Below are 26,063 nucleotides of genomic sequence, written 5' to 3'. Positions count from 1 at the left end.
AAAAGTATTAGAATTTGTCATTTCGACTGTAATGGAGAAATCTTAATTATTGAATTTCAGTATTTTAGGTTTTTCGACTTCGCTCAAAATGACAGCTAAATTTACTTTTAAGACAGTCTCTTTTTTATCACTTTTATATGTTACAACTCAATATTAAAAACGAAACTTCAAAATTAAAAGCAGTAGTTTTAGGAACTGCAAAAAGCAATGGTGGAGTACCAAAAGTTGAAGATTGTTACGACCCGAAAAGCGTACAACATGTTATTGCAGGAACCTATCCAAAAGAAGAAGACATGATTTTGGAAATGGATGCTGTAGAAAAAGTTTTAAAAAAGTATAACGTTAAAGTTTTTAGACCCAAAGTAATTGAAAATTACAATCAGATTTTTTCGAGAGATATTGCATTTGTAATTGATGATACATTTGTAAAAGCAAATATTTTACCAGACAGAGATCAAGAAATTGAAGCAATTAGTCACGTAATTTCTCAAATAAATCCAGAAAACATCATAAAATTACCAGAAGAATGTCATGTGGAAGGTGGAGATGTTATGCCTTGGAACGATTACATTTTTGTGGGAACCTATTCAGGGGAAGATTATTCTAACCATATAACTGCTCGTACAAATATAGATGCTGTAATTGCTTTACAAGAATTATTTCCTAATAAAACTTTAAAATCTTTTGAGTTAAGAAAAAACAACACAGACCCAAAAGAAAATGCCTTACATTTAGATTGTTGTTTTCAACCCATAGGAAAAGACAAAGCCATACTTCATAAAAACGGATTTTTAGTAGAAAAAGAATACGAATGGTTGGTTAATTTCTTCGGAAAAGAAAATATCTTTGAAATTACCAAAGAAGAAATGTACAACATGAATAGCAATATTTTTTCAATTTCTGAAGATGTTATTATTTCAGAAAAAAACTTTACAAGATTAAATACTTGGTTAAGAGAAAATGGTTTTATTGTAGAAGAAGTTCCTTATGCAGAAATTGCAAAGCAAGAAGGTTTATTACGTTGCTCTACAATGCCCTTAATTAGAGAGTAGGTTTTATTTGTATTTTACCCTTTGATATTTATAATATTAATTAGTCGTCGGTTTAAATAAATTTCAAAGAAAATAATTTCTTAAACAGACCAAATTATTTTAAGACCATAATTCTTATCACCATAAAAAAAGCTAATTTTGTGGTTTATACATTATTAAAAATGCAACAAACTACCAATACAATTTTAATGGTTCGTCCTATACAATTTCGTATGAATGAACAAACAGCTGTAAATAATTATTTTCAAGAAGATATTGATTTAAAAAATACTGAAATTAACAGAAAAGCACAAGAAGAATTCGACAATCACGTAAACACTTTAAGAAGTTTTGGAATAAATGTAGTTGTAGTTTCGGATACTTTAAAAAATGATACTCCAGATTCTATTTTTCCTAATAATTGGGTTTCTTTTCATGCAGATGGAACTGTAACTTTATACCCAATGTTTGCAGAAAACAGAAGGTTAGAAAGAAGAGAAGATATTATAGAAACATTAGAAAAAGAAGGTTTTTTAATTGAGAATATTGTGGATTATACATCTGCAGAAGAGGAAGATGTTTTCTTGGAAGGAACAGGAAGTGTTATTTTAGATCGCGTAAATAGAAAAGCATATTGTGCATTATCTCCAAGGGCAGATGAAGAATTATTTATAGAATTTTGTGAAGATTTCGAATATACCCCTGTAATTTTTGTAGCAAACCAAACTGTAGAAGAGAAAAGAGAAGCCATTTATCATACAAATGTTATGATGTGTGTTGCAGAAACATTTGTGGTTATTTGTTTAGATACGATTGATGACAAAATAGAAAGAAAAAATCTACTAAGACATTTTAAAGAAGATAGAAAACAAGTAATTGAAATTTCCGAGGAACAAATGAATAATTTCGCAGGAAATATGTTACAAGTTCGAGGAAAAGAAGATGAGTTATTTTTAGTAATGAGTAAAGCAGCATACGATTCCTTAAAACAAAGTCAAGTTGCTAAAATAAACAATCATTGTAAAATTATTTCGAGTTCTTTAGATACCATAGAAACTTGTGGTGGTGGAAGTGCACGTTGTATGATGGCAGAAGTTTTTCTGCCAAAAGCATAATTTATGAGTTTACTCTTATTAGCATTCGCTCCAATTTTTGTTATTATTATTTATATTTATGTTAAAGATAAATACGAAAAAGAGCCCATTAGTATTTTAACCAAAAGTTTCCTCTTAGGAGCTACTGTAAGTATTATTTTAACTATTATTTTAGGATTTGTTGCAGCTAGAATTTTTCCCTTAACTGATGCTGAAAATATATTACAACAATTTTTACAAGCATTTTTTGTGGTGGCTTTGGTAGAGGAGTTTTCTAAATATGTTATTGTAAAGTTTTATGCACAAAGAAATGCTGCTTTTAACGAACCTTTTGATGGAATCGTATATGCAGTAATGGTTTCTATGGGTTTTGCAGCTTTAGAAAATGTATTGTACACCTTTCAGCATGGAGCAGAGACTGGGCTAATGAGAGCTTTTACAGCAGTACCAGCACACGCAACTTTTGGTATTTTAATGGGGTATTTTATGGGGAGAGCAAAATTTTCTAATAATAGAATTACACTTAATCTATTAGGTTTGTTATTGGCAACTTTATTCCATGGAGCGTATGATTTCTTTTTATTTATCAACTTTATTCCAGGGATTTCTATTGGTGCTTTTGTTTCGCTAATTATAGGAATTGTACTTTCTAATAAAGCCATTAAAAGCCATCAAAATAGTTCAAAATTTAAAATAAAATAAGCATTATTAAGGTTATAATAATGCTTATTTATTAGATTTAAGCTTTCTTAAAAGTCAGTCTTACTGTAATTTAAAACGCATATGAAAAAATCAGGTATTTAAACGTTTAATTAACTTTCGCATTACAGAGGCCTACATTGCCGACAAGCAAGGATTTTTTTTAATAAATACCCTTTATATTTTTAAGTGCTATAAATATAATAAATTATTCTAAAGCTTCTTCAATTACTTTTCCAGAAGTTCCATTTGGTGCTTCAATTTTTAATAAATTAGAAATTGTAGGAGCGATGTCTATAATTTCATATTTTTTTGCAGAAGAACCTTTTCTAATACCATTTCCATAGAAAATAACAGGTACGTGGGTGTCGTAAGAATAACCAGAACCATGGCTTGTTCCTTTTCTCGATGAAATTAAAGTAGCAGGATAAGGAACCATTAAAACATCACCAGAAAATTTTTGATTATAACCATTTTGTAGTGAGTTTAAAATACCATCTGTAAAAGATGTGGTTTGCAAGGTTCTTGCAGTTACAGCCTTGTAAATTTTATCGAAATTAACAACTTCGTCTGCCAGTTTTTGAGCTACCGTATTTTTATTTAAACCAAGAGATTCAATTTTCTTTTGGTCTAAAAAAATCTGATAGTTAGAAACATTTTCAATCAATTCTGTAGAATTAAAATACTTTTTAGTAATTTTTAAAATAAAATCTCTAAACTTTTTAATATCCATATAATGTGCAGGAATTTTTAAAGATTGCAAATAAGCAGGAACGTGTACAGCAGCATGATCTGCAGTTAAAAATAAAGTGTAGTTTCCTTTACCAACTTCAACATCTAAAAAATTAAAAAAATCTGCCAAATCTTTATCCAAACGTAAATAAGTATCTTCAGTTTCTACAGCAGAAACACCATATCTATGCCCAACATAATCTGTAGAAGAAAAACTAACCGCTAAAAAATCTGTAAATTCGCTTTTTCCTAATTTTTCTGCTTTTATGGCGGCTTTTGCAAAATCGACAGTATATGTATTTCCAGCAGGAACTGTTTTTATCAAACTAAAATTACCATTTTTTTCTCGTAATTTTTTTAAATCTTTAGGAAATGTAGGTGTTTTATTTCCTTTTAAAGTATTTTCAAAAATATTATCATCGGCTCTACTTTGGGTGTACGTTTTTATGTCATATAAAGTTTCCCAAGGTGTATTTAAATACGTGTCTGCATTATTGTTAGCATTAAAATCTTTTACCCAAGTTGGCAATTCATTCATATAAAAAGAACTTGTAATCCATTGGTTTTTATCAGAACCATCATACCAATAAGCAGCGTTTGCAGTGTGCCCAGCAGGTAAAATTGCAGAGCGATCTTTTATAGAAATTCCTATTGTTTTTCCTTTCATATTTTGTGCTAAATGCAATTGATCTGTAACTGTAGTTGTATATAATCTAAAAGGAGACTTTTGCCCAACAGTACCATTGTTACCAATGGTTTTATAGGTATTATCATCTACACAATAAATAGATTTTTTTAAGAATTTATCGTACCAATTATTAGAAATTATTCCATGATTCGATGGTGTTGTTCCTGTATAAATAGAGGTGTGACCAACTGCAGTATATGTAGGTATATAATTGTAATGTGCATTCTCTAGAGAAAATCCGTTATTTAATAAACGTTTAAAACCACCTTCTCCATATCTACTTTCGTAACGAGTTAAATAATCGTATCGCATTTGGTCGATAACTATTCCAATAACAAGCTTTGGTTTTTCTTGTTTTATAGGCTTTTTATTACAGTTCGAAAATAAAATAATAGCAGATAATAGATAAAAAATAGTACTCTTCATTTTATATAATATATTAATATGTGTAAAAGTAATTATTTTTTATTTTGATGTGAGATAATTAACACAGAATTAATGATATTTTAATACTTTAGCATAAAATTACTTTGAATGAATTATTTAGAACATATTGGTAAATATTTTATCATGTTAGGGCGTGTTTTTAAAAAACCACAACGTTCTCGCATTTTTTATCAAGCATTAATAAAAGAAATAGAAGATTTAGGATTGAAATCTATAGGCATTATTATGTTTATTTCTTTCTTTATTGGAGGGGTAATCGCCCTACAAACATCTTTAAATTTAGAGAGTCCTTTTATTCCAGATTCTTTAATTGGTTTTGCTGCTAAAAGATCCATTATTTTAGAATTTGCACCAACATTTTGTTGTATAATTTTGGCTGGTAAAGTAGGTTCTTACATTACCTCTAGTATTGGTACAATGCGTGTTACAGAGCAAATAGATGCATTAGATGTAATGGGAATAAACTCCATAAGCCATTTGGTTTTACCAAAAGTAGTTGCAACCCTATTCTTTTATCCATTTTTAATTCTTTTGGCTATGTTCTTAGGAATTTTTGGAGGATGGGTAGCTGGAGTGCTTTCTGGATTATTTGCTGGAACAGATTATATTATAGGGCTTCAAACAGATTTTAAACCCTTTCTAATCGTTTATGCAATGATAAAAACATTAGTGTTTGCTTTTTTAATTGCCACAATTCCATCATATCATGGGTATTATGTTAAAGGAGGTTCCATTGCTGTGGGTAGAGCAAGTACACAATCTGTAGTTTGGACCACGATTTTAATTGTAATAATGAATTATATTTTAACTCAATTACTACTAACTTAAAGCTATGATAGAAGTAAAAAATTTACATAAGGGATTTGGAGATGTTCAGGTTTTAAAAGGAATTACAACAACTTTTTATCCAGGAAAAACCAATTTAATTATTGGGCAAAGTGGATCTGGGAAAACGGTTTTTTTAAAATCGTTAATTGGGTTACACACTCCAGAGAAAGGAACAGTTTCTTTTGATGGAAGAATAAATACAAATTTTACAGAAGAAGAAAAACAAGAATGGCGACAAGAAATAGGTATGGTTTTTCAAGGAAGTGCACTTTTCGATTCGCAAACAGTAGAAGATAATGTAATGTTTCCTCTTAAGATGTTTACAAAAAAATCACGTGAAGAAATGTTAGAACGTGTGAATTTTGTTTTAAAAAGAGTAAAATTAGAAAATTCTAATGACAAATTACCGGCAGAATTATCTGGAGGTATGCAAAAAAGAGTTGCAATTGCGAGAGCGATTGTTATGAATCCTAAATATTTATTTTGTGATGAACCAAACTCTGGTTTAGATCCAAGAACTGCCATTGTAATCGATAAATTAATCCAAGAAATTACGGATGAATATCAAATTACAACCGTAATTAACACGCATGACATGAATTCTGTAATGGAAATTGGAGAAAAAATTGTTTTTTTAAATAAAGGAAAAAAAGAGTGGGAAGGAAACAGTGAAGATATCTTGAAAACTGAAAATGAAGCTGTTGTGGACTTTGTATATTCTTCTAATTTATTCAAAAAAGTAAGGGAAGCATATTTAAATGAAACAAAATAAACTTCAAGTTTGTTTTTTATAAAATAACTACTATATTTGCACCCGCTAAGAAAAACAATGACCTGGTAGCTCAGTTGGTAGAGCATCTCCCTTTTAAGGAGAGGGTCCTGGGTTCGAGCCCCAGCCCGGTCACAGTAGAACGTCTAAACTTAATTGTTTAGACGTTTTTTTATTTAGAAAATTTAGCTAAATCTTAATCTTTAACATATTCTAAAAGGTTTAATTTCTACAAAATTTGGTGTTTTTTTATATAATTACAAGAAGCTTTTTTAACAGTATCTCAACAGTTTTTCCTTAAAATATAGTGTATTTTTGTTTAAAGAAAACCCTTAAACAGTAAACAGGTATTGTTTTTGTATAATTACCTTCCTAATTATGAGTGAAACAAATAAAACTATTTTCGATTTTAATTTAAATTCCGATGTTTCTCAGTGGAAAGTTGTAGATGATGTTGTTATGGGAGGAAGATCTAATGGAAACTTTAAAATTAACAAAAAAGGCGATGGAGTTTTCTATGGAGATGTTTCACTAGAAAATAATGGAGGTTTTTCTTTATTACGATATCGTTTTTCTTCCATAAAAGTAAAAGATTTTAAAGAAGTAGTTTTAAAAGTAAAAGGAGATAAAAAGAAGTATCAATTTAGAGTAAAAGATAAAACAACTAATTATTATTCTTTTATTTTAACTTTTGAAACAAATGGAGCCTGGCAAACCATTAAAATTCCACTTGCGGAAATGGAACCTGCTTTTAGAGGAAGAAAGTTAAAAATGGATAATTTTTCATCAGAAAGTGTTGAAGAACTTGCTTTTTTAATAGGAAACAAAAAAGAACAACATTTTAAATTAGAAATTGATAAAATCTACTTACAGTAAATTCAATTTATGCTTTATCAGTAAACTTTTTTTGTATCTTTCCAGCTTTCTAAATTATGGAATATGGAAGAAGATATAGAGAAGAATATAAAGCCACATCCACCAGAAGAAAATTCGAAACCAGAAGATTCTAAGCAAAGTGTTAAGAATGAGGCAAAAGGTTTGTTTGAAAGTATTAAACATTTTTTAAATGAACTTTTCGATTTTAGGCACGACACAGATCACGAAGCAACCATAGAAGCTATAAAGGCAGATATTCCGTTTAAAGGCGCAACTGCTTGGATTCTAATTTTTGCCGTTTTTGTGGCTTCTATTGGTTTAAATGCGAATTCTACAGCAGTTGTTATTGGAGCCATGTTAATATCTCCACTAATGGGACCAATTTTGGGCTTGGGAATGTCTTTTGCTTTAAATGACATTAATACGTTTAAAAAGTCGCTTATTAATTTAGGTACTATGATTGGGCTGAGTTTATTTGCTTCTTTTATGTTTTTCTATTTTTTTCCATTAAGTGAAGATACCTCAGAATTATTAGGACGTGTAAGTCCAGATATTCGAGATGTTTTAATTGCTTTTTTTGGAGGTTTGGCTTTAATGGTCGCAAGAACTAAAAGAGGTACAATTGCCTCCGTAATTTTTGGAGTTGCAATTGCAACTGCCTTAATGCCACCTTTATGTACAGCTGGTTATGGTTTGGCAAAAGGTAATTTTTCTTACTTTTTTGGAGCCATGTATTTGTTTACAATTAATACAATTTTTATTGCTTTGGCAGCATTTATTGTATTAAAAATGTTGCGTTTTCCTATGTATAAATATGCAAATGCAGCGAAAAGAAAGCGTTATGCAACAATTGCTTCTGTAGTAGGTGTTGCAGTAATGATTCCTGCAATTTTTACATTTATCAACGTATTTAAAGAAAACCAAATTAATACAGAAATTAGAAACTTTATTAAAAATGAAATTAGTTCTAATCCCTCTTATTTGTTAATGGAAAGTCCTTACGAAAAAGAATCAAAAACGTTAGAATTAAAATTTTTTAACGAAGTAAGCGAAGCAGAAGAAAACTCGTTAAAAAATAGATTGTTAACCGATCCAAGATATAAGAACCTAAAAGAAGTTTCTTTAAAAGTAAGAGATAGCGATACTAAAAGTTTCGATTTAATTACAACTGCTTATAAAGAAAAACGTGAAGAACTTCAAGAAAGTAAAAATATAATTGCAGGTTTACAAAAGCAAATAGCAGAATTACAAGAAACAATAGCTACCTTAAATTTAAGAATTGAGCAAGATGCTTTAAATAAAAATCATAAAGTAATTGCATTTAGTAGAATTGCCAAAGATGCAAAAATAAGATATGTAGATATCGAACAAATTAGTTTTGCCAAGAAACTATCGTCTAAAGATTTTATTAATATAGACACGATTCCAGTGGTTACTATTAAATGGAATAAAAGATTAAACGATAGTGTAATTAAACCAAAAGAAAGAGAACTTAGAAATTGGTTGCAAAAAGAAATGCGATTAGATACTTTATTTATAAAAAGAGATTAGTAAAGATAGAAAGCTCCTAAAATGGAGCTTTTTTTATGATTAAAATGATTAAATTCTAAACAAATTCATCGCCAAATGTAGCTTTTACAGTTGCACTAATTTGTTTAATGTCTTGTTCGTCTTTTTTAGGGCAAATTAAAAGTACATCGTCTTTTTCTATAATAATAAAGTCACTTAAACCTTGAATTACTACTTTTTTACCAGATTGTGTGCGAACCATATTACCATTCGCATTTCTAAAAATAGTATTGGCACCAACAACAGCATTGTTCGTTTCGTCTTTTTCTAACTTGTTGTGCAGAGAGCCCCAAGTACCTAAATCGCTCCAGCCAAAATCTACAGGTAAAACGTGTACGTTGTTCGCTTTTTCCATAATTCCAAAATCAATAGAAATACTCTCGCATTTTGTATAATTATTTTTAATAAAATCGTCCTCGAAATCGGTATTGTACACATTGTTACCATCATCTAAAATAGCTACCATTTTTGGCAGATATTTTTTAAATGCATTAATTATACTTTTAGCAGACCAAACAAAAATACCTGCATTCCAAAGATAATCTCCACTTTCTAAAAAATTTTCGGCAGTTTGTAAATTTGGTTTTTCAGTAAAATTGCTAACTTTTTTTATTTCTGAAGTTTCTTTTTCAAATTGAATATAACCATAACCCGTATTTGGTGTATCTGGCTGAATTCCTAACGTCATTAAAATATCTTTTTCTGCACAAGCATCAAAAGAGGTTTTTATATTTTTTATAAACTCATTTTCATTATCTATCCAATGGTCCGAAGGTGCGACTAGTAATACTCCATCTGGGTTTTGATTATATATTTTTAAGGCTGCATATAAAATACAAGGAGCAGTATTTTTTATTACTGGCTCTAATAATAACTGATTCTTATTCACTTTTGGTAATTGCTGTAAAACCAAATCTTCGTAATTTTTATTCGTAGCAATTAATATATTTTTAGAAGGAACTAAATCGTTAATTCTTTCGAAAGTACGCTGTATTAAACTTTGTCCTACTCCCAAAACATCGTGAAATTGCTTTGGATATGTAGATGTGCTTATTGGCCAGAATCGAGTACCAATTCCGCCAGCCATAATTACTGCATAATAATGTTTATTATTTGTCATACACTTCTATCTCTACATTTTGGTTGAATAAATAAACCTTTTTATTGCTCATATTCAAACATTCGAATCTTGTTCTGCGTTTATTGCCTCTTTTATAAATAACGTTTTTAAAGATAAATAAACTTCCATAAGGAATTTCAAAGATAAAACTCTTTCCAGTTTCTGCAATATTTCCCTTTAAAGCTAATGATAAATTAACATCTGCATCTGTACTTGCTTTCGGGTTTTTTAAGTAATTAGCAAGATAAGGCAGTATTTCTTTCGGGTAAATTTCAGGATTTAAAAAAGGCAACATTAAATGCTGAAAAACAGCTTTCCATTCTTTTCCATGAGGTTGTACTCTCCCAAATTTCTGGTGTGTTACATGATGTGCAATTTCATGTACTAACGTTAATAAAAATTGATATTTGTTGAGGTTATTATTAACTGTAATTTGAAAACTTCCATCTGGTAATTGTCTAAAATCTCCATGTTTTGTAGCACGTTGGTTTACAATTTTAAGTGTAAAGTTGTGTTTTTCAATTAAAAACTGAAGAAAAGGTACTGCTTTAGCTGGAACAAAAACAGCCCATTCTAACCCTCCTAAAGGGATGGGACTTTTACTCATGCTTGAAAAATCGTCTTTATTAGAAATAATTTAAAATTTTACTTAGTTTTTTTAGAGCTTACAATTTATTCCTCTCTTTTGAGGAGGTTACTTGAGGTTCTTTTTTAAGGGGTGCTTGAAGAAACCTGTAGAACTTTTCCGTTGTAAAACTTATTTCCAGTTAATGCGAAGTTAAAGAGGTAATCTGCCATTTCTTTAGCAGAAAGTGGCGCTTCGTAACCAGGGAAAGCTTCTTCTAACATTTCAGTTTGTACTGCTCCTAAAGCTAAAACGTTAAAAGCGATTTGTTGTTCTTTGTATTCTTCTGCTAATAATTCAGAAAGTGTAATTACTGCACCTTTTGCAGAAGAATAAGCAGCTAAACCAGGAAACTTCATGCTTCCTTGGATTCCTCCCATAGAACTTATGGTAACTACATGACTTCCTTTTTTCAAAAAGGGAATCATTAATTTGGTAATTTCTGCAACTGCAAAAACATTTACTTTATAAACCTCTAAGAAATCTTCCGAAGAAATTTCCGTAAAAGGTTTATTTACTAATTTACCAGCATTATTGATAAGAATATCAACTTTATTCCAAGTTTTTTCTACAAATTGAGTTACTTTCTGTAAATCTTTATTACTTGAAATGTCTATAGAAAGTGCTGTTATATTTTTATGATTGATGTTTGTTAAGGGTTTAGAATTTCTAGAAATGGCTAAAACTTGATGCCCATTTTTTGCGAATTGTTGTGCCAATTCGAAACCAATTCCTCTACTGGTTCCAGTAATAACAATGTTTTTCATTTTTTAAAATTTAAAAAGGCAAATTAAGGATTTTTTTCCTTAAACTTAATGTGTTGATATGCGCCAACATCAGGGTTCGAACTTCTATTAACGCCTAAAATATCGGTCGTAAAAGGAGTTGAAATGGCTTTATTAATGGCATCACTTTTTTCGCCAATAATAAAATCTTCTTTTTGAGGGTTTCTAAAAACAGGGTTTCCGTTTGTAATTATATTTTTATAAAAAAGACTATTTGTAAAATCCATTTCTGGCAATTTTTTTAAATTTTCATTAGAAGGATTGTACTTTATTAAACTATTACGAACGGAATAATTAAATAAGCTACCCTCAACTTTATCAAAAAGTAACTCAAAGTTATTATTTCCATCAAAAATACAATTGGTAAAATTGGCAGCTTTTAAATCTTTTAGCACTCTTGTTTCTGGTTTATCTTTTTCTTTAAAATCTTGAAAATTATTGACTAAAACAGCTGGGTTTTGGCGAATTCCATTATTCCAAAAATTAGCAAAAGTGCTGTGTGTAAAATTGTAAGTACCACCAAGTGTTGTTGCTAAAGAAGCTTCCCCAGCATTGCCAATAACTAAATTGTGCGCTACAATTTCGCTATTTCTTGCCCAAATACCATATGCAGCATTATTATAAATTTCTGAATTTTTAATGGTTAATTTGGTCTTTTTATTTGAACCCAACAAATCTCCCATTAAAATACCTGCCACACCATTTTTTATAATTGTATTTTCTATTAAATTATTTACGCTTCCTGGCCTGATAAAAATAAAACCCCACTGTCCAGGGATTTCACTAAAACTGTGTTCTAATCGATCTCCTTCAATAATTACTTTTTCTGTTAAAGTTCCATTAACTTTTAATGTGGCTTTATTATCTACAATTAAACCAGAATTATCATGAAAATGGACTCTTGCACCAGCTTCAATAGTTAATGTTTTATTTGCAGGAACTGCTGCATAGCCATAAATTACTGTTGGTTTGGTTTTGGAGAAAGTAAGTTCGTTAGGTTCTAAAAAGCGTCCCTTAACTGTCGTTTGTTTTCCATCTAAAATTAAATTGTCTACTTTCATAGAAGTAGGATTTCTTTCAGGAAAAATAAAATTGGCATCTTTTACCAAAGTTACTAAATCTACATCTTGTTGGTTGTTTCCGTTGTCAAATAAAATACGATCTGTGTATAAAGGGTTGGTTTCTTTGGCAACGTTTACTGTGGTTTCTATAAATACAAAAATACTATCTTTTGCAAGAATGTCTATATTGCTAAAATCTTTTCCAGGAATGCCATCGACATTTAATCTGTAGTTAGAAGAAGTTCCTTTTTCTAACTTTATTTTAGGAATGGTAATTGCGTTATTACCTCTATTGTAAACTTTTAATTTGTAGGTAGAAGAACCAATATTTGTGAAAATAGTATCTAAAAAAACAGTATCTTTAGAAAACTCTAAATTTCCAGAACTAGGAATCGTAGAAAAATCTTTTCTACAGGAACTGATAGAAATGAGTGCAATACAAATTAGAAAAGTTAAGAAATAACGCATAGATTTAATTTCTGTCTTCTCGATCGCAGTCGATAAATTAATTTAGGCATCGACTGCGATCGACTAGATATTGTTGTGTAAACAATATAACTTATAAAATTGTTAGATATTACTTTTTAATTAATTTTATTTCAAAGAGCTTTCCCCAATTTTTACCTGTAACAAAAAGTCTTTCGTTTTCTTTGTCGTAGGCAATTCCATTTAAAACTTCATCGTTTTCAACCAGTTTTTGAGTTTTTTCCATTTCCTGTTCTAAATGTCTTAAATCTGCCAAACCTTCTACAATACCTGTTTTAGGATTTATAATTGCAATAGCACTTTTTTGATAAATATTACCATAAATCTTTCCGTTAATTAACTCCAATTCATTTAAACTTTCTAAAGCTCTATCGTGTGTATACACTTGTATAGAATGTTTTTCTTTAAAAGTTTTCTTGTCTAAAAACCAAATTTTATTGGTACCGTCAGATTTTATAAGGTTGTTTTTATTTTGTGTTAAACCCCAACCTTCTTTACTTTTATTATAAGCAAATTCTTTTTCTTGCTTAAAAGTTTCTACATCGTACACAAAACCCTTTTTGTTTTCCCATGTTAACCAAATAATTTTGTTGTTAACAATGGTCATTCCTTCACCAAAATATTTTTTATCTAAATCTACTTTTTGAAGCACTTTTCCCGTTTTAATTTCTACTTTTCTCAAAGAAGATTGTCCTCTTCTTCCAGTAGTTTCATATAAAAATCCATTGTGGTATTCTAATCCTTGTGTATATGCTTTGGTGTCATGAGGGTATGTGTTTACAATTTTGTAATCGTAAATTGCTGGTTTTCTGTTTGCAAAAACTTCAATAAAACTATTTTTCTTTTTTGTTTTTCCTTTAAAAAAAGCCAAGGCAGACACACTGTGTTTTCCAACTCCTAAATTTGTGGTATTTATAGTTGCAGTATTGCCTTCTCTAGCAATTTCTTTTCCATTTATGTAAAACTGAATTTTATCAACAGGTTTTCCGTTTTTCTCTAACATTTTTACAGTTACAGATTCGTTTAGAATTATTTTAGCTGGCTTTTCGATAGAAAATTTATAAGGATCATCGCAAGAAACTGCAAGTAATAAAATGGATAAAAAGGATATTAAAGTAGAAAAATTCTTCATTATTTATATAGGTTTCAATGTTTTGGAGTGTAAATATTCAAAAAAAAGGTGATAAAAACCAATTTTTAAGCACTAAAAGAACTTTAAAATTGTAGAATCTCTGAAGATCTTCAAATAAAAACAATTTATTTATTTGTAAATTAAAAAATAAGGTTAAATTTGCATCCTCAAAATAGTTAAAAACAGCTATTTAGAACTTAGAGTAGAACCTTACCAATTTTACTCATGCAAACATAACATTAAAGTATTAAAATATAATAAAATGAAAAAAGGAATTCATCCAGAGAATTATAGAATGGTAGCATTTAAAGATATGTCTAACGACGATGTATTTTTAACACGTTCTACAGTAGACACGAAAGAAACTTTAGAAGTTGATGGTGTTGAGTATCCTTTAGTAAAATTAGAGATTTCTAGAACTTCTCACCCATTTTACACTGGTAAATCTAAACTTATTGATGCTGCAGGACGTATCGATAAATTTAAAAACAAATACAAAAAATTTAAAAAAGACTAATTCTTTTAGAATTTTAACCATACTTAAAACTCCAACATTTATTTGTTGGAGTTTTTTTATGCTGCATTTATTTCAGTATTTTTTAATTTATCAGTATCTCTATTAATTGGGGCGTTCCCTAAAGGTCGTCCTTTCATTACTCGTTATTTTTTCTGAAAAAGAAAAAAGAGCTCAAACAATTAGCTTGTCTTGAGCGAAGTCGAAAGGCTCAATCTCTAACGAAACATATTTGGTAACTATTTTTCTATCTCAAAGGAATAGGTTATTTTTAACTTCTTTAAGTTATAAATAATTACATGAGAAACACAATACTTTCCATATTTATCCTAGCTACAATTCTTTGTGGAGTTTTAGTTTATTTTATCCCACAAACAGGATCTGTAATTTTGTTATCTATTTCTGGACTATTAACGCTAATTGCAATTTACGATAGTTTGCAAACCAAACATTCTTTATTAAGAGCATTTCCTTTAGTAGCAAGGTTAAGATGGTTTTTCGAAGAAGAGAGAGATAAAATTCAGCAATATTTTATAGAAGACAATTTAAACGGAACACCTATAAATAGAGAAAAAAGAAGTTTGGTGTACCAACGTTCCAAACAACAAATAGAAACCGTTCCTTTTGGAACGCAACACAATGTTTATAAAAAAGGATACGAATTTGTAAAACATTCTATCTTTCCAAGAGACCATCATCACATAGCAGGTGAAAGATTGGTTTTTGGGTCAGATAAATGTATTCAAAAATATAGCGGTTCTATTATAAATATTTCTGCGATGTCTTTTGGTTCGTTAAGCAAAAATGCAATTATGGCTTTAAATCAAGGAGCAAAAATGGGCAATTTTGCGCATAATACTGGAGAAGGAGCAATCTCTCCTTATCATTTACAGGGAGGAGATTTAATATTTCAAGTTGGTACAGGATATTTTGGAGCAGGAAGATTCGATGGAGAAGGAAAACGTGTTTTCGACGATAAAATTTTTAAGAAAAATGCCATTCGCCCAGAAGTAAAAATGATTGAAATTAAATTTTCGCAAGGAGCAAAACCTGGACATGGAGGTATTTTACCAGCCAAAAAAAACACAGAAGAAATTGCAGAGATAAGGGCTGTAACTCCGTTTACAAAAGTAGATTCGCCTCCAGGACATTCTGCCTTTTCTAATTACGATGAAATGGTTGTTTTTATTCAGAAAGTAAGAGATTTATCTGAAGGAAAACCAGTAGGAATTAAATTATGCGTGGGAAATAACGACGAAATCGCAGACATGATTAAAACCTTTGCACTTACTGGTAATTATCCTGATTATATTGCTGTAGATGGAGGAGAAGGAGGAACTGGAGCAGCGCCTTTAGAATTCTCTAATTATATAGGAACTCCATTAATTGAAGGTTTGGTTTTTATTAATAAACTATTAATTGAATATGGTTTAAAAAATCAAATAAAAATAATTGCAAGCGGAAAAGCAATTGATGCTTTCGATGTTGTAAAATATTTAGCTTTGGGTGCAGATGCAGTTGGAATGGCAAGAAGTTTTATGCTTAGCTTAGGCTGTATTCAAGCAAGAGAATGCAATTTAGATACATGCCCAGTTGGAGTGGCTACACAAGATATAGATTTGGTAAAAGCTTTGGTGGTAGAGAAGAAAAATATACGAGTAAAAAATTATCATAACAAAACAATCGCAGCCATTAAAGAAGTGGTTGCAGCAATGGGAATTAGTGATATTAATGATTTAAAACCAAAACATATTTTTAGAAGACGAAAAGAAAGCGTGGTTAATTTAGAAGAGGTTTATTATTTAGAAAAGGAGTTGGTTTAATATATGGATATTTTAGATGTTGTTATTATTGGTGGAGGCCCCATAGGAATTGCTTGTGGTTTAGAGGCTCAAAAAAAAGGATTAAAATACCTTATTTTAGAAAAAGGACCGATTGTAAATTCCTTATATAATTATCCAGTAAATATGCAATTTTTCTCTTCTTCAGAAAAGTTAGAAATCGACGAAATTCCGTTTATTAGCAAAGAAGCAAAACCAAGAAGAAGCGAAGCTTTAGAATATTATCGAAGAATTACAATGTCAAATAAACTGAATATCAGTTTGTTTGAAAAAGTAACGGAAGTTTCTAAATCGAAAGACGAATTTATGGTTACTTTCAGATAAAAATACTTATAAATCTAAAAACGTAGTAATTGCTACAGGTTTTTACGACATTCCGAATATGTTAAATATTCCAGGAGAGAATTTACCAAAAGTTTCTCATTATTACAACGATCCTCATTTTTATGCTGGGCAAAAATTGGCAATTGTTGGTGCAAGTAATTCAGCAATCGATGCTGCTTTAGAATGTTATAGAAAAGGAGCAGAGGTAACCTTAATTATTAGAGGAGATGAGGTTGGGCAACGTGTAAAATATTGGGTAAGACCAGATATTATTAACCGAATTGAAGAAGGGAGTGTTAAGGTATTTTATAGTTCGACTATAAAAGAAATTTCAGAAGATAAAATTAGTATCAATACTAAAAATGGAGAAAAAACTATTAAAAACGATTTTGTTTTGGCTTTAACGGGTTATAAACCAAACTTTAATTTTTTAGAAAAAATCGGTGTTAATTTTTCAAATGATAAAAAAAGAATTCCAACTTATAATGAAGTTACAATGGAAACCAATGTGAAAGGAGTTTATTTAGCGGGCGTTATTTGTGGTGGAATGGAAACACATAAGTGGTTTATAGAGAATTCTCGAATTCACGCTAAAATTATTGTTGAGGCTGTTTTAAAAGAATTAGAAGTTTAAAAAATAAGAGGCTGTTTCAAAAGTAAATTTAATTATCATTTTGAGCAATTCCAAAGTTTCAATAAGAATCTGAAACACTAAAATTAAAAATATAAAATTTTTTATAACAGTTAGAAATTACAAATTCTAATCCTTTTAAGACAGCTTCTTATTTTTGTTGTTTTTTATAAATAGTAAGCAATTCCAAGAGAAATATTATTACCATTTACGTTGAAGCCAAAAGTGTTGTTTTTGATATCTTTAAAAGTTTTACTTTTAGATGTTGAGGTTGTATAAACCAGAGCACCTAAATTTGCGTTTAATGCAATATGCTTAGTTACAAAATAAACGAATCCTGGTCTTAAAGCAACTCCATATTGTCTCATATCTAACTCATCAGATTCTGTAGATGAATCTCTGTAGGATTTACTGTAACTAACTTCACCAATTAAATGAAATGCAAATTTTTCGTTTATTGGAAAAAATTTTTTGGTATAAGGAGCAATAATAGTTGTAATGAATTTATCTGAAGTGTTCGAGAAAATACTCGCTTGTTCGCTTTGCGCATATCCTAAACCAAGACCAATTTCAAAGTTCGTTTTTATAAAAATATAACCTAATCTTGCTAAAATTGTAAATTGAGTGTTATCGCTTTCGGAATTGTTGCCTTGTAAATATTCAAGGTTACTATTACTGTAACCAACTTCTCCACCAAACACCCAAGTGTTTTCTTGTTGAGCAGAAATTAAAGAACTGGCTAGTAAAAGGGTTAAAAGGGCTAATTTTTTCATCATGTTAATTTTTAAATACAATTTCTTCAATTATCTTATTTAACCATTTCTCATTTGTCTGGCAGTTATACCAAAATGTTTCTTAAAAGCAGTACTAAAATGGCGTTGATTCTTATAGCCTAGTTTAAAAGCAATATCTCCAATCGCATTTTCGGTATTTAGAAGAAATTGTTTTGCTTTTTCCATTTTTAGTTCATTCCAAAGTCCAAAAACAGTGGTGTTAAAAACTTCTTTAAATCCTTTTTTTAAAGTAAATTCATTCGTGCCAACATGTTTTGCTAATTCTACCAAAGAAATGGTTTTTGTAATATGTTTTTCTATATAAGATTTTGCAAGTACTATTTTTTCTAAATTATCTTTATTCAGAGAGTTTTTTTTAGTTTTTTCTTCGGAAGAAAATTGAGATAACTGCAAAACTAAAAGGTCTAAAATTTTAGACTCTAAAGAGATTCTTTTTAAAATTCCTTGATGACTGTTATTTAAAATTTGTTCAATAATTAAATGCATTTCGCTTGAAATGTTTTGACTTTCAGAAACGATAGAGCTATTCTTTTTTGAAAGAATTTGCTTTTTAAAATTTTGAAAAACAAGAATATCATCATCTAAAAATTTTAGAAAACTTTTTGGGGACATACATAACTGAAAAAAATGACATTCTTTAGAAGTTGCGTTGCAATGTATTGTTCTTTTCTGTTTGTTTAAATAGCTAATATTATGTGTATTTAATGTGTGTTTAATTCTTTTTTTAGAATTAGAAGATTCACATTTACAGCTTCCTTTTAAAGAAAATTCCATCACAACGATTTCCTTATCTAATTCATAGTTAATTGCAGTTTTTGTGTCAACATTTAAAATAATGTCTTTAATATGAAAATTACCAAAATAAATTTCCGTTAAAAGCCCTTTAGAGTCGCCAAATGTTATTTCGCTCTTTTGTTCTTTAATTCCACATTTATTATAAAAGTAAAGTTGTTTCATTTTGCTTTTCGAAAACAATTAAAATTCCTTTTAACGGATTTTTTTCTCCTTTTAATGGAAAAAATAAGGGTTTTTAAATATTAGATTTGCGCTTTTTTAGATTAAGTCTAAATAAAAACAAATGTATAAAAAATATTATTTTCTTGTTACTTTTTTTCTTCTTGGTTATCAGGTTTTTAGTCAATCTACTATTGCAGGGACAGTAAAAGACAGTCAAGGTGTGCCTTTATTTGGAATTAATGTGTACATAAAAAGTCTTAACAAAGGAATGGTTACAGATGATAAAGGAAATTTTAGAATTTCTAATATTCCTTTCGGAAAATACAATGTTCAAGTTTCGAGTATTGGTTTTAAAAAACAAACAATTACTGTTTTGCTTCAAAAAGGAAAAAAGGTTTTTCTAAGAGTTGAAATGCAAGAAACCAACGAATCTTTAGAAGAAGTAGTTGTAAAAGGAAAAACGAAACGTCAAAAAAAAAGAGAAAATCCAATAAAGATAGAGGTAATTAATGTAGATAAAATTATTGAAAGAGCCACACCTGTTGCAACAATAATTAACCAGACTTCTGGTGTAAAAGTTAGGCAAAGTGCAGGTGTTGGAAGCCCAACAATTGTAAATATAAATGGTTTACAAGAAAATGCCATTCGGTTTTTTAAAAACGGAATTCCATCTAATTATTTAGGCAGAGCGTTTCAAATTGGTGTAATTCCAACAAATTTAATTTCAGATATCGAGATTTATAAAGGTGTTTTACCAATAGAATTAGGGGCAGATGCTTTGGGTGGCGCAATAAATATTGTAACAAAATCGCCAGATACAGAATTTTTAACGGCTTCTTATGAAGTGGGTTCTTTTAACACACATACTGCAAATATTACAGGAAATTATTTAATTCCAGATTCGAATTTCCATGTTGGTTTTAACTCATACTATATTTCTTCAGATAATAATTACGAATTTGATGCGCCAGTTTTAGACCCAAATACACAAAATTTTAAAAAGCAGAAATTACCAAGATTTCACGATGGATTAGAGACGTATTTTATTCAAGGAAATTTTGGAATTCACGATACAAAATTTGCAGATTTATTAAATTTCGAAGCTTCTTATTTTAAATTTGATAAAGAAATTCAAACAGGAATTAGCATTAATGTTCCTATTGGAGAAGCTACTTTTAAAGAAATAAACAAAATTGCAAGTGTAACTTACGAGAAAATTTTTACCAATAATTTAGAGCTGAATTTTTTTATGGCTTACAGCAAATTAAACTTGCAACGTAAAGATGTTTCTAACAATAAGTACAATTGGTTTGGTGAGATTATTAGTTCGGACAATTTTTCGAGTGGAGAAACAGATGGTAGAAAAAGCGATAGTGATATAGACCAAGATAATTTTGTATCAAGATTGTTTAGCAAATATAAAATTAGCAACAATTTAAATGTAAAAGTCAGTTCTACATTTACGAGCCAAAATAGAGTTGGCACAGACCCTTTTCAAGAAAAAAACGTGGCAACAGGTATTCAGCCAATCACTATTCCTTCAAAATATAAAAAAGTAATTTCTGGAATAGGAGTAGGGTTTAAATTGTTAGACAGAAAAATTACAAACGAGTTTACTTTTAAGCACTTTTATTTAAATACAGAATCTGCAAATTTATCTGCAGTTCCGCCAACAATAACAAAGAATGTAAATAAATTTGGCTGGGGAAATTCTATAAAATATAAGTTTAACAATACCTCTTATGCACGAATTTCATTCGAAAATACAACCAGAATTCCGGAAGCAGAAGAATATTTTGGGGATAATTTATTCACTTTAAATAATCCTGGTTTAAATCCAGAAAAAAGTAAAAATTTAAACGTAGGTTTTTCTACCAGTTTAAATAAAAATAAAACGCTATTTATTGATGTAAATACGTTTTACAGAGATACAGAAAACTTTATAAGAAGATTGCCTGTTGGTTTTGTTTTTACCAGAAACGAAAACACAAACACACAAATTACCAAAGGAATTGAAACTACTTTTAAGGTAGATTTAAACAATGGTTTTAAGGCAAATACGTCAATTACGTATCAAAATATGCGAAGAACAGATACAAAGGGTTCTGCATTGGAAGGCTCAAGAACACCAAATACACCGTATTTTTTTACCAACGTAAATGTTGCGAAAAGTTATGTAGAGCCTTTTAATTTACCGATTTTATTAGACGTGTATGCCAATTATAATTTTACAGAACAATATTTATTAAGGCCTACTCCAAAAATTTTAGAACCAGCGTTATTTGAAAGAGATTTAGGTTTTACGGACTTAATTATTCCAGAACAACATAAAATTGATTTTGGTGTAACTGTAAACTTTCAAAAATTACCAATTAGTATAAATACGGAAATTTCAAATATTGCAAACGCTAAATTATTTGATGAATTTAGAATTCAAAAACCATTAAGAGCTTTCAGATTAAAAATAACGTACAAATTATAATTAAAAATTAAATTATGAAACGATTAAAATACACATTTTTACTACTAACAATAGGATTTACCCTTTTAACCTCTTGTAATAAAAATAAAAGTTCAATAGATGTTGAAGAAAGTACAGAAAATTACGCATTATTTATTGTAACAGATGTGTCTACAAATAGCGGATTGTTAGTTCCGTTTACAGAAATGCCTTCAGGAACTATAGACGTTTCTAAAATTACAAATGGGCTGCAATTAGGAAGCACAAGATCTGCAGGAATTGCTTTTGATGGCGCAATTTATCACACTTCAAATACGGCTGGAGATGCAGGCATTCAAAAATTTGAATTAGGTACAGATGGAAAGTTTTTTGATGCAGGTTTTATTCCAACCAATACACAATATGCGGGCGGAAATATGTTTGGTTTGGCAACAAAAACAAAAGGATATTATTCTAACGATGGTTTAAGTCAAACAGCTTTGCAAATCTTCAATCCACAAACAATGCAAAGAACAGGAGAAGTAGATTGTTCCGCTGAAATTAACAAAATTAAAGCGGGTTTAACAGGAGTTGTAACTACAAGTTTTGGTGGCTTTGTGGTAGAAAGAGATGGTAAAATATTTACTGAAGTTTATTTTTCTGATAAAGATAAAAATCAAGTGGTAGATAAAACCTACGTAGCAGTTATTGATGTTGCTACAGATACTTTAGATAAAATTATTGTTTGGGACGATTTTTTATTGTTAGGTTATGGCTTTAAGAATACAAATTATATCAATTTTGATGAAAATAACAACTTGTATTTAGGAGCTTTTATTGGAAACTTTAACGACCCTGAAGGACCTTATTTTAGAACCATAAGAATTAAAAGTGGCGAAACAGATTTTGATACCACTTGGAGTATAGATGGTTCTAAAGATTTTAAAAACGGAGAAAATTTTGCACTTGGAGGTGGAATTATAAACGGAAAAATGTATGTAAAAATGATGGGAAATACAATTGATAATACTTGGGCAGGTTTAAGTAAATTGGATTATTATGCTTATGAAATTGATTTAACTACAAAAAAGCTAACCAAAATTACAGATATTCCTGTTGGGTACTGGAAAAGTGTTTACGGACCTTCTGTTTTTAATAACAAACCTTATTTTGTGGTTGAAAATGACGATGCAGGAAAAGCGTATTTCTATTCTTATAATCCGCAAACAAAAAAATCGAAAATTGAAATTACAGTTGTTGGTGGTCAGCCACAGCAAATCGTTAAATTTTAAGAATACGATACAATCATTTTAGTTTGAGCTTGAAGTTTTTTATCTATGAATAAATATCTTCAAGCTCAAACTTATTTTAATTTATTTCTCAATATAACTTCATAGGTTTTAAAAATAAATAAACAAATGGTATCTAAAAAAATAGTTAGAAAACTACATTTATGGCTTGGGTTATCTTCCGGAATTATTGTTTGTTTATTATGTTTATCTGGTGCAACTTTTGTGTTTGCAGAAGAAATAATGCATGCTTATAATAAAGAAAATTTATATGTAGAAGTTGAAGGAAAACGTGTAGAAATAGATAGCATTGTAGCGAAGTTTAAAAAGAATCATCCAACAGAACAATACTTTTGGATTAATACCTACAACAACCCTAAAAGGTCTTTTGATGTTGTAAGTGGAGTGATGGAAGAAGGGGCTTCTATGCCTATTTTAAAAATTACTTTTATAAACCCGTACACAAATAAAGAAATTGCAGATGATGCAAAATCGATTCACTTTTTCTTTTTAGTAGCGCATTTTCATTCACAATTATTGCTAGGAAATTTTGGTCTTTGGATTATTAGAATTGCTTCGCTCATTTTTCTTGTAGAACTTATATTCGGGCTTGTTTTATGGTGGCCAAAAAGCAAAAATGAAGCACGTTCTGCTTTTAAGCCAAAATATCCTGCATCTAGAAAAAGAATGAATCACGATTTTCATAGAGTCTATGGTTTTTATGCTTGTTGGCTTCTATTAATAAGCGTTGTTACAGGTTTGGTTATGTCTTTTGAATGGGTAGAAAAACCTGTAATAGCTCTTTTTGGTGGTTATTCAGAACTGGTAGGAGAAAATCCACCACAAGCAGATTTTAACGAAAATAAACAGTTTAAGAGTCTCCAGTTTATTTATAATGAATTTGAGAAAACAGCACCAAAAGATTACAAATTAACATTAATGGCAATTCAAGAAAAAATGCCAACTTCTCAGTTAATTTTGTTAGATAAAGGCAATCGTTTTTTGCATTTGTATGGCGATAATCAAGTTGTAGATAGATATACAGGAGTTCAATTAGACAAACCATTAATTGCTAAGTTTGAGAAAAATCAAAGTATCTTAGACACCAATTTAGATATTCATATGGGAACTATTGGGGGTTTGCCAACCCAAATTTTGGCTTTATTAATTGGTCTTTTTGGAGCAAGTTTACCAATAACAGGTTTCTTTATTTGGTGGGGAAGAAGAAAGAAATTGAAGAAAGAGAAGTAGGGGTTTAGGAAAATAATTTTTAAAAAGAAAACGAATAAAATTAAGTTATTACGTGAACCCGTAAAAACAATTAAATAATTTACTTTATATTTGTAGTACAATTTGAAATCAATTCACAATAAGGATTATTCCGTTGTGAAAACATTTAAAGCGGCAACATGGTTTACTATGTTGTCGTTTTCCTTTTTTATATACTATAGTTTTAGAAGAATATAAGATCATTGCAAGATGTAATTACTCATAAAAAGAGAGGTTAGTCTTCATCTTAAAGCATGTAAAGCTTTGGTTGTGAATTTTTTATTTTTTTAAAACAAATTTTAATTCATAATTAATTATCAGCTACTTTTCTTTGAAATGGTTTTAATATTTTTATTTACGGATTTCCGTAAAGAAGATTTTTCAATAATTATTACTTTTAGATTTATAAAAAAGAAGGCTTCCAAAAAAAATCAGAAGCCTTCAAAATTTGAAATCAATTCACAGTATACATTATATGTAAAATGAATCGAGATTAATCACAAATTTTAAATGTATTAGTTTTGGACGCTAATCCCAAAAACCAGTTTAATAAGTCTTTAATTAAAGCTTTGGAGGTTTTAAAAAAAATATTAAAAAAGTAATCTTTAAAAATTTGCATTGCAAATATAGAAATAAAATTATATATTTACAATTATATAATGTATAAAAACATATTATGAAACATCCATGGCAAAGATTTTGCCACCCAAGGTAATGACTTTAACAAAAAGAGATACAACCATGAAAAAACAACAAATTGAGTTTGAACAACTCATCGAACGAGGTTGTGGCATTGATGTACATAAAAAAATTATTGTTGCTACAATCCGAGGCACAGGGATTAAAGAAGAAACACGAACCTTCGACGGATTCACAGAATCAATAGAAAAGCTACGAGATTGGTTAAACAAACATAAGATTACCCACGTAGCTATGGAAAGTACTGGGGTTTATTAGAAACCAATTTACAATATATTGGAAGATAGTTTTGATATTTTATTGGTCAATGCAAGGCACATAAAGAATGTTCCAGGACGAAAGACCGATAAGAAAGACAGTAAATGGATTGCCAAACTATTATTAAGTGGATTATTAAAAGGCAGTTTTGTTCCACCAAAACCAACAAGAGAGTTGCGAGATTTAACCCGTTACAAGCGAAAAGTAATAGAACAAGTTTCGGCAGAGAAAAATAGGATTCAAAAAATACTGGAAGATGCAAATATCAAAATATCTAGTGTAGTGAGTAGTACAAGTGGGGCAACAGCTACCAAGATTATAGATGCCATGATAGCAGGAGAACAAGACATTAATGAACTCCTTAAATTTCGACATAGAAGCATACAATCAAGCATCGAAGATATGGTCTCTGCATTGAAAGGCAATTTAACAGCACATCATAAATTTATGTTACAAACGATAAAAGAGTCTATAAATGATAAACAAAACTTACTCGAAAAAATAGATAAACAAATAGAAAATCACTTAAAAAAGCACGAGTTAGAATTAGATTCAGAACTGTTGCAAACCATTCCAGGAGTCGGAAAAGATGGCGTAGCCTATTTATTAGCAGAAATAGGATCAAATATGGAACAATTCCCCGATGAAAAACACTTAGCCTCTTGGGCAGGAATGAGTCCTGGCAGTAATGAGAGTGCTGGTAAAAAAAAAGTAGTAGAATAACACATGGCAACAAATATTTAAGAACAATGTTGGTCCAGTTTGCTTGGGCAGCCACAAGAACAAAAGGAACATATCTCAGAGCAAAATATGATAGCTTAGTCATAAGAAGAGGTAAAAAGAGAGCACTAATAGCAGTAGGACACAAGATCCTGATAGCCACCTATTTTATCTTAAAAAACAAAGTTGAATATCAAGAACTTGGATATGATTATTTACAGAATTTAAAAAAAGATAAGAAGATAAATCGCCATATCAAAATCCTAAAAGAATTAGGCATTGAAGTGGAGATAAAAAACAAAGTAGCATAAATAAAAAAAGGTCGATTTTTACTGGAGGTTGAAATATCTTAGGTCTTGAACCATTTAGAAACCCCGATTATGAA

At 29.7% G+C, this 26,063-nt stretch carries 21 protein-coding genes, 1 tRNA gene and 2 pseudogenes; 16 read left to right on the top strand and 8 right to left on the bottom strand.

Going from position 1 to position 26,063, the window contains the following annotated elements:
- Window positions 1-137: 137 nt before the first annotated feature.
- From J3359_RS06625 to J3359_RS06615, 3 genes are all read left to right on the top strand, one after another.
- On the top strand, window positions 138-1,052 hold the full coding sequence (locus J3359_RS06625; protein ID WP_208079930.1) for a dimethylarginine dimethylaminohydrolase family protein: 915 nt from the start codon (window positions 138-140) through the stop codon (window positions 1,050-1,052).
- Window positions 1,053-1,213: 161 nt separating this feature from the next.
- Complete coding sequence (gene ctlX / locus J3359_RS06620) at window positions 1,214-2,146, top strand: citrulline utilization hydrolase CtlX (protein WP_208080425.1); 933 nt, start codon at window positions 1,214-1,216, stop codon at window positions 2,144-2,146.
- Window positions 2,147-2,149: 3 nt separating this feature from the next.
- Window positions 2,150-2,827 (top strand): PrsW family intramembrane metalloprotease, encoded by a 678-nt coding sequence (locus J3359_RS06615; RefSeq protein ID WP_208079929.1) that lies wholly within the window; start codon window positions 2,150-2,152, stop codon window positions 2,825-2,827.
- Window positions 2,828-3,032: 205 nt separating this feature from the next.
- On the opposite strand, the gene pafA is transcribed toward J3359_RS06615, so the two are convergent.
- The gene (pafA, locus tag J3359_RS06610; protein ID WP_208079928.1) at window positions 3,033-4,670 is read right to left on the bottom strand and encodes an alkaline phosphatase PafA; all 1,638 of its coding nucleotides are present in this window, start codon (window positions 4,668-4,670) and stop codon (window positions 3,033-3,035) included.
- A 108-nt stretch (window positions 4,671-4,778) separates the two neighbouring features.
- Here pafA and J3359_RS06605 point away from each other — a divergent pair, with 108 nt between their 5' ends.
- The 5 genes from J3359_RS06605 (at window position 4,779) to J3359_RS06585 (ending at window position 8,715) form a co-directional block, all read left to right on the top strand.
- Window positions 4,779-5,519: an MlaE family ABC transporter permease gene (locus tag J3359_RS06605; protein ID WP_208079927.1), complete on the top strand. Its 741-nt coding sequence runs from the start codon at window positions 4,779-4,781 to the stop codon at window positions 5,517-5,519.
- 4 nt (window positions 5,520-5,523) lie between these two features.
- A complete protein-coding gene (locus J3359_RS06600; protein ID WP_208079926.1) occupies window positions 5,524-6,291 on the top strand; it encodes an ABC transporter ATP-binding protein in 768 nt (255 codons plus the stop codon).
- 59 nt (window positions 6,292-6,350) lie between these two features.
- A tRNA-Lys gene (locus J3359_RS06595) sits at window positions 6,351-6,423 on the top strand.
- A gap of 243 nt (window positions 6,424-6,666) precedes the next feature.
- Window positions 6,667-7,164, top strand: a complete 498-nt coding sequence (locus J3359_RS06590) for a CIA30 family protein (RefSeq protein WP_208079925.1) — start codon at window positions 6,667-6,669, stop codon at window positions 7,162-7,164.
- 63 nt (window positions 7,165-7,227) lie between these two features.
- A complete protein-coding gene (locus J3359_RS06585) occupies window positions 7,228-8,715 on the top strand; it encodes a DUF389 domain-containing protein (RefSeq protein WP_208079924.1) in 1,488 nt (495 codons plus the stop codon).
- A 55-nt stretch (window positions 8,716-8,770) separates the two neighbouring features.
- On the opposite strand, the gene J3359_RS06580 is transcribed toward J3359_RS06585, so the two are convergent.
- From J3359_RS06580 to J3359_RS06560, 5 genes are all read right to left on the bottom strand, one after another.
- On the bottom strand, window positions 8,771-9,853 hold the full coding sequence (locus J3359_RS06580) for a mannose-1-phosphate guanylyltransferase (RefSeq protein WP_208079923.1): 1,083 nt from the start codon (window positions 9,851-9,853) through the stop codon (window positions 8,771-8,773).
- On the bottom strand, window positions 9,843-10,460 hold the full coding sequence (locus J3359_RS06575; RefSeq protein WP_208079922.1) for a SprT-like domain-containing protein: 618 nt from the start codon (window positions 10,458-10,460) through the stop codon (window positions 9,843-9,845). Before J3359_RS06575 ends, J3359_RS06580 begins: the two co-directional genes overlap by 11 nt.
- A 104-nt stretch (window positions 10,461-10,564) precedes the next feature.
- Window positions 10,565-11,245, bottom strand: coding sequence for an SDR family NAD(P)-dependent oxidoreductase (locus tag J3359_RS06570; protein ID WP_208079921.1), 681 nt, complete (start codon window positions 11,243-11,245; stop codon window positions 10,565-10,567).
- 23 nt (window positions 11,246-11,268) lie between these two features.
- Entirely contained in the window at window positions 11,269-12,792 is a 1,524-nt protein-coding gene (locus tag J3359_RS06565) for a right-handed parallel beta-helix repeat-containing protein (RefSeq protein WP_208079920.1), read from the bottom strand.
- Window positions 12,793-12,901: 109 nt separating this feature from the next.
- Window positions 12,902-13,942, bottom strand: a complete 1,041-nt coding sequence (locus J3359_RS06560; RefSeq protein WP_208079919.1) for a glutaminyl-peptide cyclotransferase — start codon at window positions 13,940-13,942, stop codon at window positions 12,902-12,904.
- Window positions 13,943-14,204: 262 nt separating this feature from the next.
- Between J3359_RS06560 and J3359_RS06555 the strand changes: the two genes are divergently transcribed.
- From J3359_RS06555 to J3359_RS06545, 3 genes and pseudogenes are all read left to right on the top strand, one after another.
- Entirely contained in the window at window positions 14,205-14,459 is a 255-nt protein-coding gene (locus J3359_RS06555; RefSeq protein ID WP_208079918.1) for a type B 50S ribosomal protein L31, read from the top strand.
- Window positions 14,460-14,755: 296 nt separating this feature from the next.
- On the top strand, window positions 14,756-16,279 hold the full coding sequence (locus J3359_RS06550) for an FMN-binding glutamate synthase family protein (RefSeq protein ID WP_208079917.1): 1,524 nt from the start codon (window positions 14,756-14,758) through the stop codon (window positions 16,277-16,279).
- A gap of 3 nt (window positions 16,280-16,282) precedes the next feature.
- A pseudogene (locus J3359_RS06545) lies at window positions 16,283-17,255 on the top strand (YpdA family putative bacillithiol disulfide reductase).
- Between the two features lie 164 nt (window positions 17,256-17,419).
- Here J3359_RS06545 and J3359_RS06540 read toward each other — a convergent pair.
- Window positions 17,420-18,025, bottom strand: coding sequence for an outer membrane beta-barrel protein (locus J3359_RS06540; RefSeq protein WP_208079916.1), 606 nt, complete (start codon window positions 18,023-18,025; stop codon window positions 17,420-17,422).
- Window positions 18,026-18,064: 39 nt separating this feature from the next.
- Window positions 18,065-19,003: a helix-turn-helix transcriptional regulator gene (locus J3359_RS06535; RefSeq protein WP_208079915.1), complete on the bottom strand. Its 939-nt coding sequence runs from the start codon at window positions 19,001-19,003 to the stop codon at window positions 18,065-18,067.
- A 121-nt stretch (window positions 19,004-19,124) separates the two neighbouring features.
- Here J3359_RS06535 and J3359_RS06530 point away from each other — a divergent pair, with 121 nt between their 5' ends.
- From J3359_RS06530 to J3359_RS06510, 5 genes and pseudogenes are all read left to right on the top strand, one after another.
- Window positions 19,125-21,485: a TonB-dependent receptor gene (locus J3359_RS06530; RefSeq protein ID WP_208079914.1), complete on the top strand. Its 2,361-nt coding sequence runs from the start codon at window positions 19,125-19,127 to the stop codon at window positions 21,483-21,485.
- A 14-nt stretch (window positions 21,486-21,499) separates the two neighbouring features.
- Window positions 21,500-22,735, top strand: coding sequence for a DUF4374 domain-containing protein (locus tag J3359_RS06525; RefSeq protein WP_208079913.1), 1,236 nt, complete (start codon window positions 21,500-21,502; stop codon window positions 22,733-22,735).
- 126 nt (window positions 22,736-22,861) lie between these two features.
- The gene (locus tag J3359_RS06520) at window positions 22,862-23,983 is read left to right on the top strand and encodes a PepSY-associated TM helix domain-containing protein (RefSeq protein ID WP_208079912.1); all 1,122 of its coding nucleotides are present in this window, start codon (window positions 22,862-22,864) and stop codon (window positions 23,981-23,983) included.
- Window positions 23,984-24,742: 759 nt separating this feature from the next.
- Window positions 24,743-24,958: a hypothetical protein gene (locus J3359_RS06515; protein ID WP_208079911.1), complete on the top strand. Its 216-nt coding sequence runs from the start codon at window positions 24,743-24,745 to the stop codon at window positions 24,956-24,958.
- 18 nt (window positions 24,959-24,976) lie between these two features.
- Window positions 24,977-25,989, top strand: a pseudogene (locus J3359_RS06510) (IS110 family RNA-guided transposase).
- The last annotated feature ends 74 nt before the right edge of the window (window positions 25,990-26,063 follow it).

Source organism: Polaribacter cellanae, from assembly GCF_017569185.1.
GTDB classification, from domain to species: Bacteria; Bacteroidota; Bacteroidia; order Flavobacteriales; family Flavobacteriaceae; genus Polaribacter; species Polaribacter cellanae.
Note: the sequence above shows the minus strand (reverse complement) of the source record. Positions and strands in the feature narration are given on the sequence as shown.

What these genes read in the sequence shown, in the direction of transcription:
- J3359_RS06625 (WP_208079930.1), top strand. Translation starts at nt 138, where the DNA reads ATGTTACAACTCAATATTAAAAACGAAACTTCAAAATTAAAAGCAGTA.
- ctlX (WP_208080425.1), top strand. Translation starts at nt 1,214, where the DNA reads ATGCAACAAACTACCAATACAATTTTAATGGTTCGTCCTATACAATTT.
- J3359_RS06615 (WP_208079929.1), top strand. Translation starts at nt 2,150, where the DNA reads ATGAGTTTACTCTTATTAGCATTCGCTCCAATTTTTGTTATTATTATT.
- pafA (WP_208079928.1), bottom strand. Translation starts at nt 4,670, where the DNA reads ATGAAGAGTACTATTTTTTATCTATTATCTGCTATTATTTTATTTTCG.
- J3359_RS06605 (WP_208079927.1), top strand. Translation starts at nt 4,779, where the DNA reads ATGAATTATTTAGAACATATTGGTAAATATTTTATCATGTTAGGGCGT.
- J3359_RS06600 (WP_208079926.1), top strand. Translation starts at nt 5,524, where the DNA reads ATGATAGAAGTAAAAAATTTACATAAGGGATTTGGAGATGTTCAGGTT.
- J3359_RS06590 (WP_208079925.1), top strand. Translation starts at nt 6,667, where the DNA reads ATGAGTGAAACAAATAAAACTATTTTCGATTTTAATTTAAATTCCGAT.
- J3359_RS06585 (WP_208079924.1), top strand. Translation starts at nt 7,228, where the DNA reads ATGGAAGAAGATATAGAGAAGAATATAAAGCCACATCCACCAGAAGAA.
- J3359_RS06580 (WP_208079923.1), bottom strand. Translation starts at nt 9,853, where the DNA reads ATGACAAATAATAAACATTATTATGCAGTAATTATGGCTGGCGGAATT.
- J3359_RS06575 (WP_208079922.1), bottom strand. Translation starts at nt 10,460, where the DNA reads ATGAGTAAAAGTCCCATCCCTTTAGGAGGGTTAGAATGGGCTGTTTTT.
- J3359_RS06570 (WP_208079921.1), bottom strand. Translation starts at nt 11,245, where the DNA reads ATGAAAAACATTGTTATTACTGGAACCAGTAGAGGAATTGGTTTCGAA.
- J3359_RS06565 (WP_208079920.1), bottom strand. Translation starts at nt 12,792, where the DNA reads ATGCGTTATTTCTTAACTTTTCTAATTTGTATTGCACTCATTTCTATC.
- J3359_RS06560 (WP_208079919.1), bottom strand. Translation starts at nt 13,942, where the DNA reads ATGAAGAATTTTTCTACTTTAATATCCTTTTTATCCATTTTATTACTT.
- J3359_RS06555 (WP_208079918.1), top strand. Translation starts at nt 14,205, where the DNA reads ATGAAAAAAGGAATTCATCCAGAGAATTATAGAATGGTAGCATTTAAA.
- J3359_RS06550 (WP_208079917.1), top strand. Translation starts at nt 14,756, where the DNA reads ATGAGAAACACAATACTTTCCATATTTATCCTAGCTACAATTCTTTGT.
- J3359_RS06540 (WP_208079916.1), bottom strand. Translation starts at nt 18,025, where the DNA reads ATGAAAAAATTAGCCCTTTTAACCCTTTTACTAGCCAGTTCTTTAATT.
- J3359_RS06535 (WP_208079915.1), bottom strand. Translation starts at nt 19,003, where the DNA reads ATGAAACAACTTTACTTTTATAATAAATGTGGAATTAAAGAACAAAAG.
- J3359_RS06530 (WP_208079914.1), top strand. Translation starts at nt 19,125, where the DNA reads ATGTATAAAAAATATTATTTTCTTGTTACTTTTTTTCTTCTTGGTTAT.
- J3359_RS06525 (WP_208079913.1), top strand. Translation starts at nt 21,500, where the DNA reads ATGAAACGATTAAAATACACATTTTTACTACTAACAATAGGATTTACC.
- J3359_RS06520 (WP_208079912.1), top strand. Translation starts at nt 22,862, where the DNA reads ATGGTATCTAAAAAAATAGTTAGAAAACTACATTTATGGCTTGGGTTA.
- J3359_RS06515 (WP_208079911.1), top strand. Translation starts at nt 24,743, where the DNA reads ATGAAAAAACAACAAATTGAGTTTGAACAACTCATCGAACGAGGTTGT.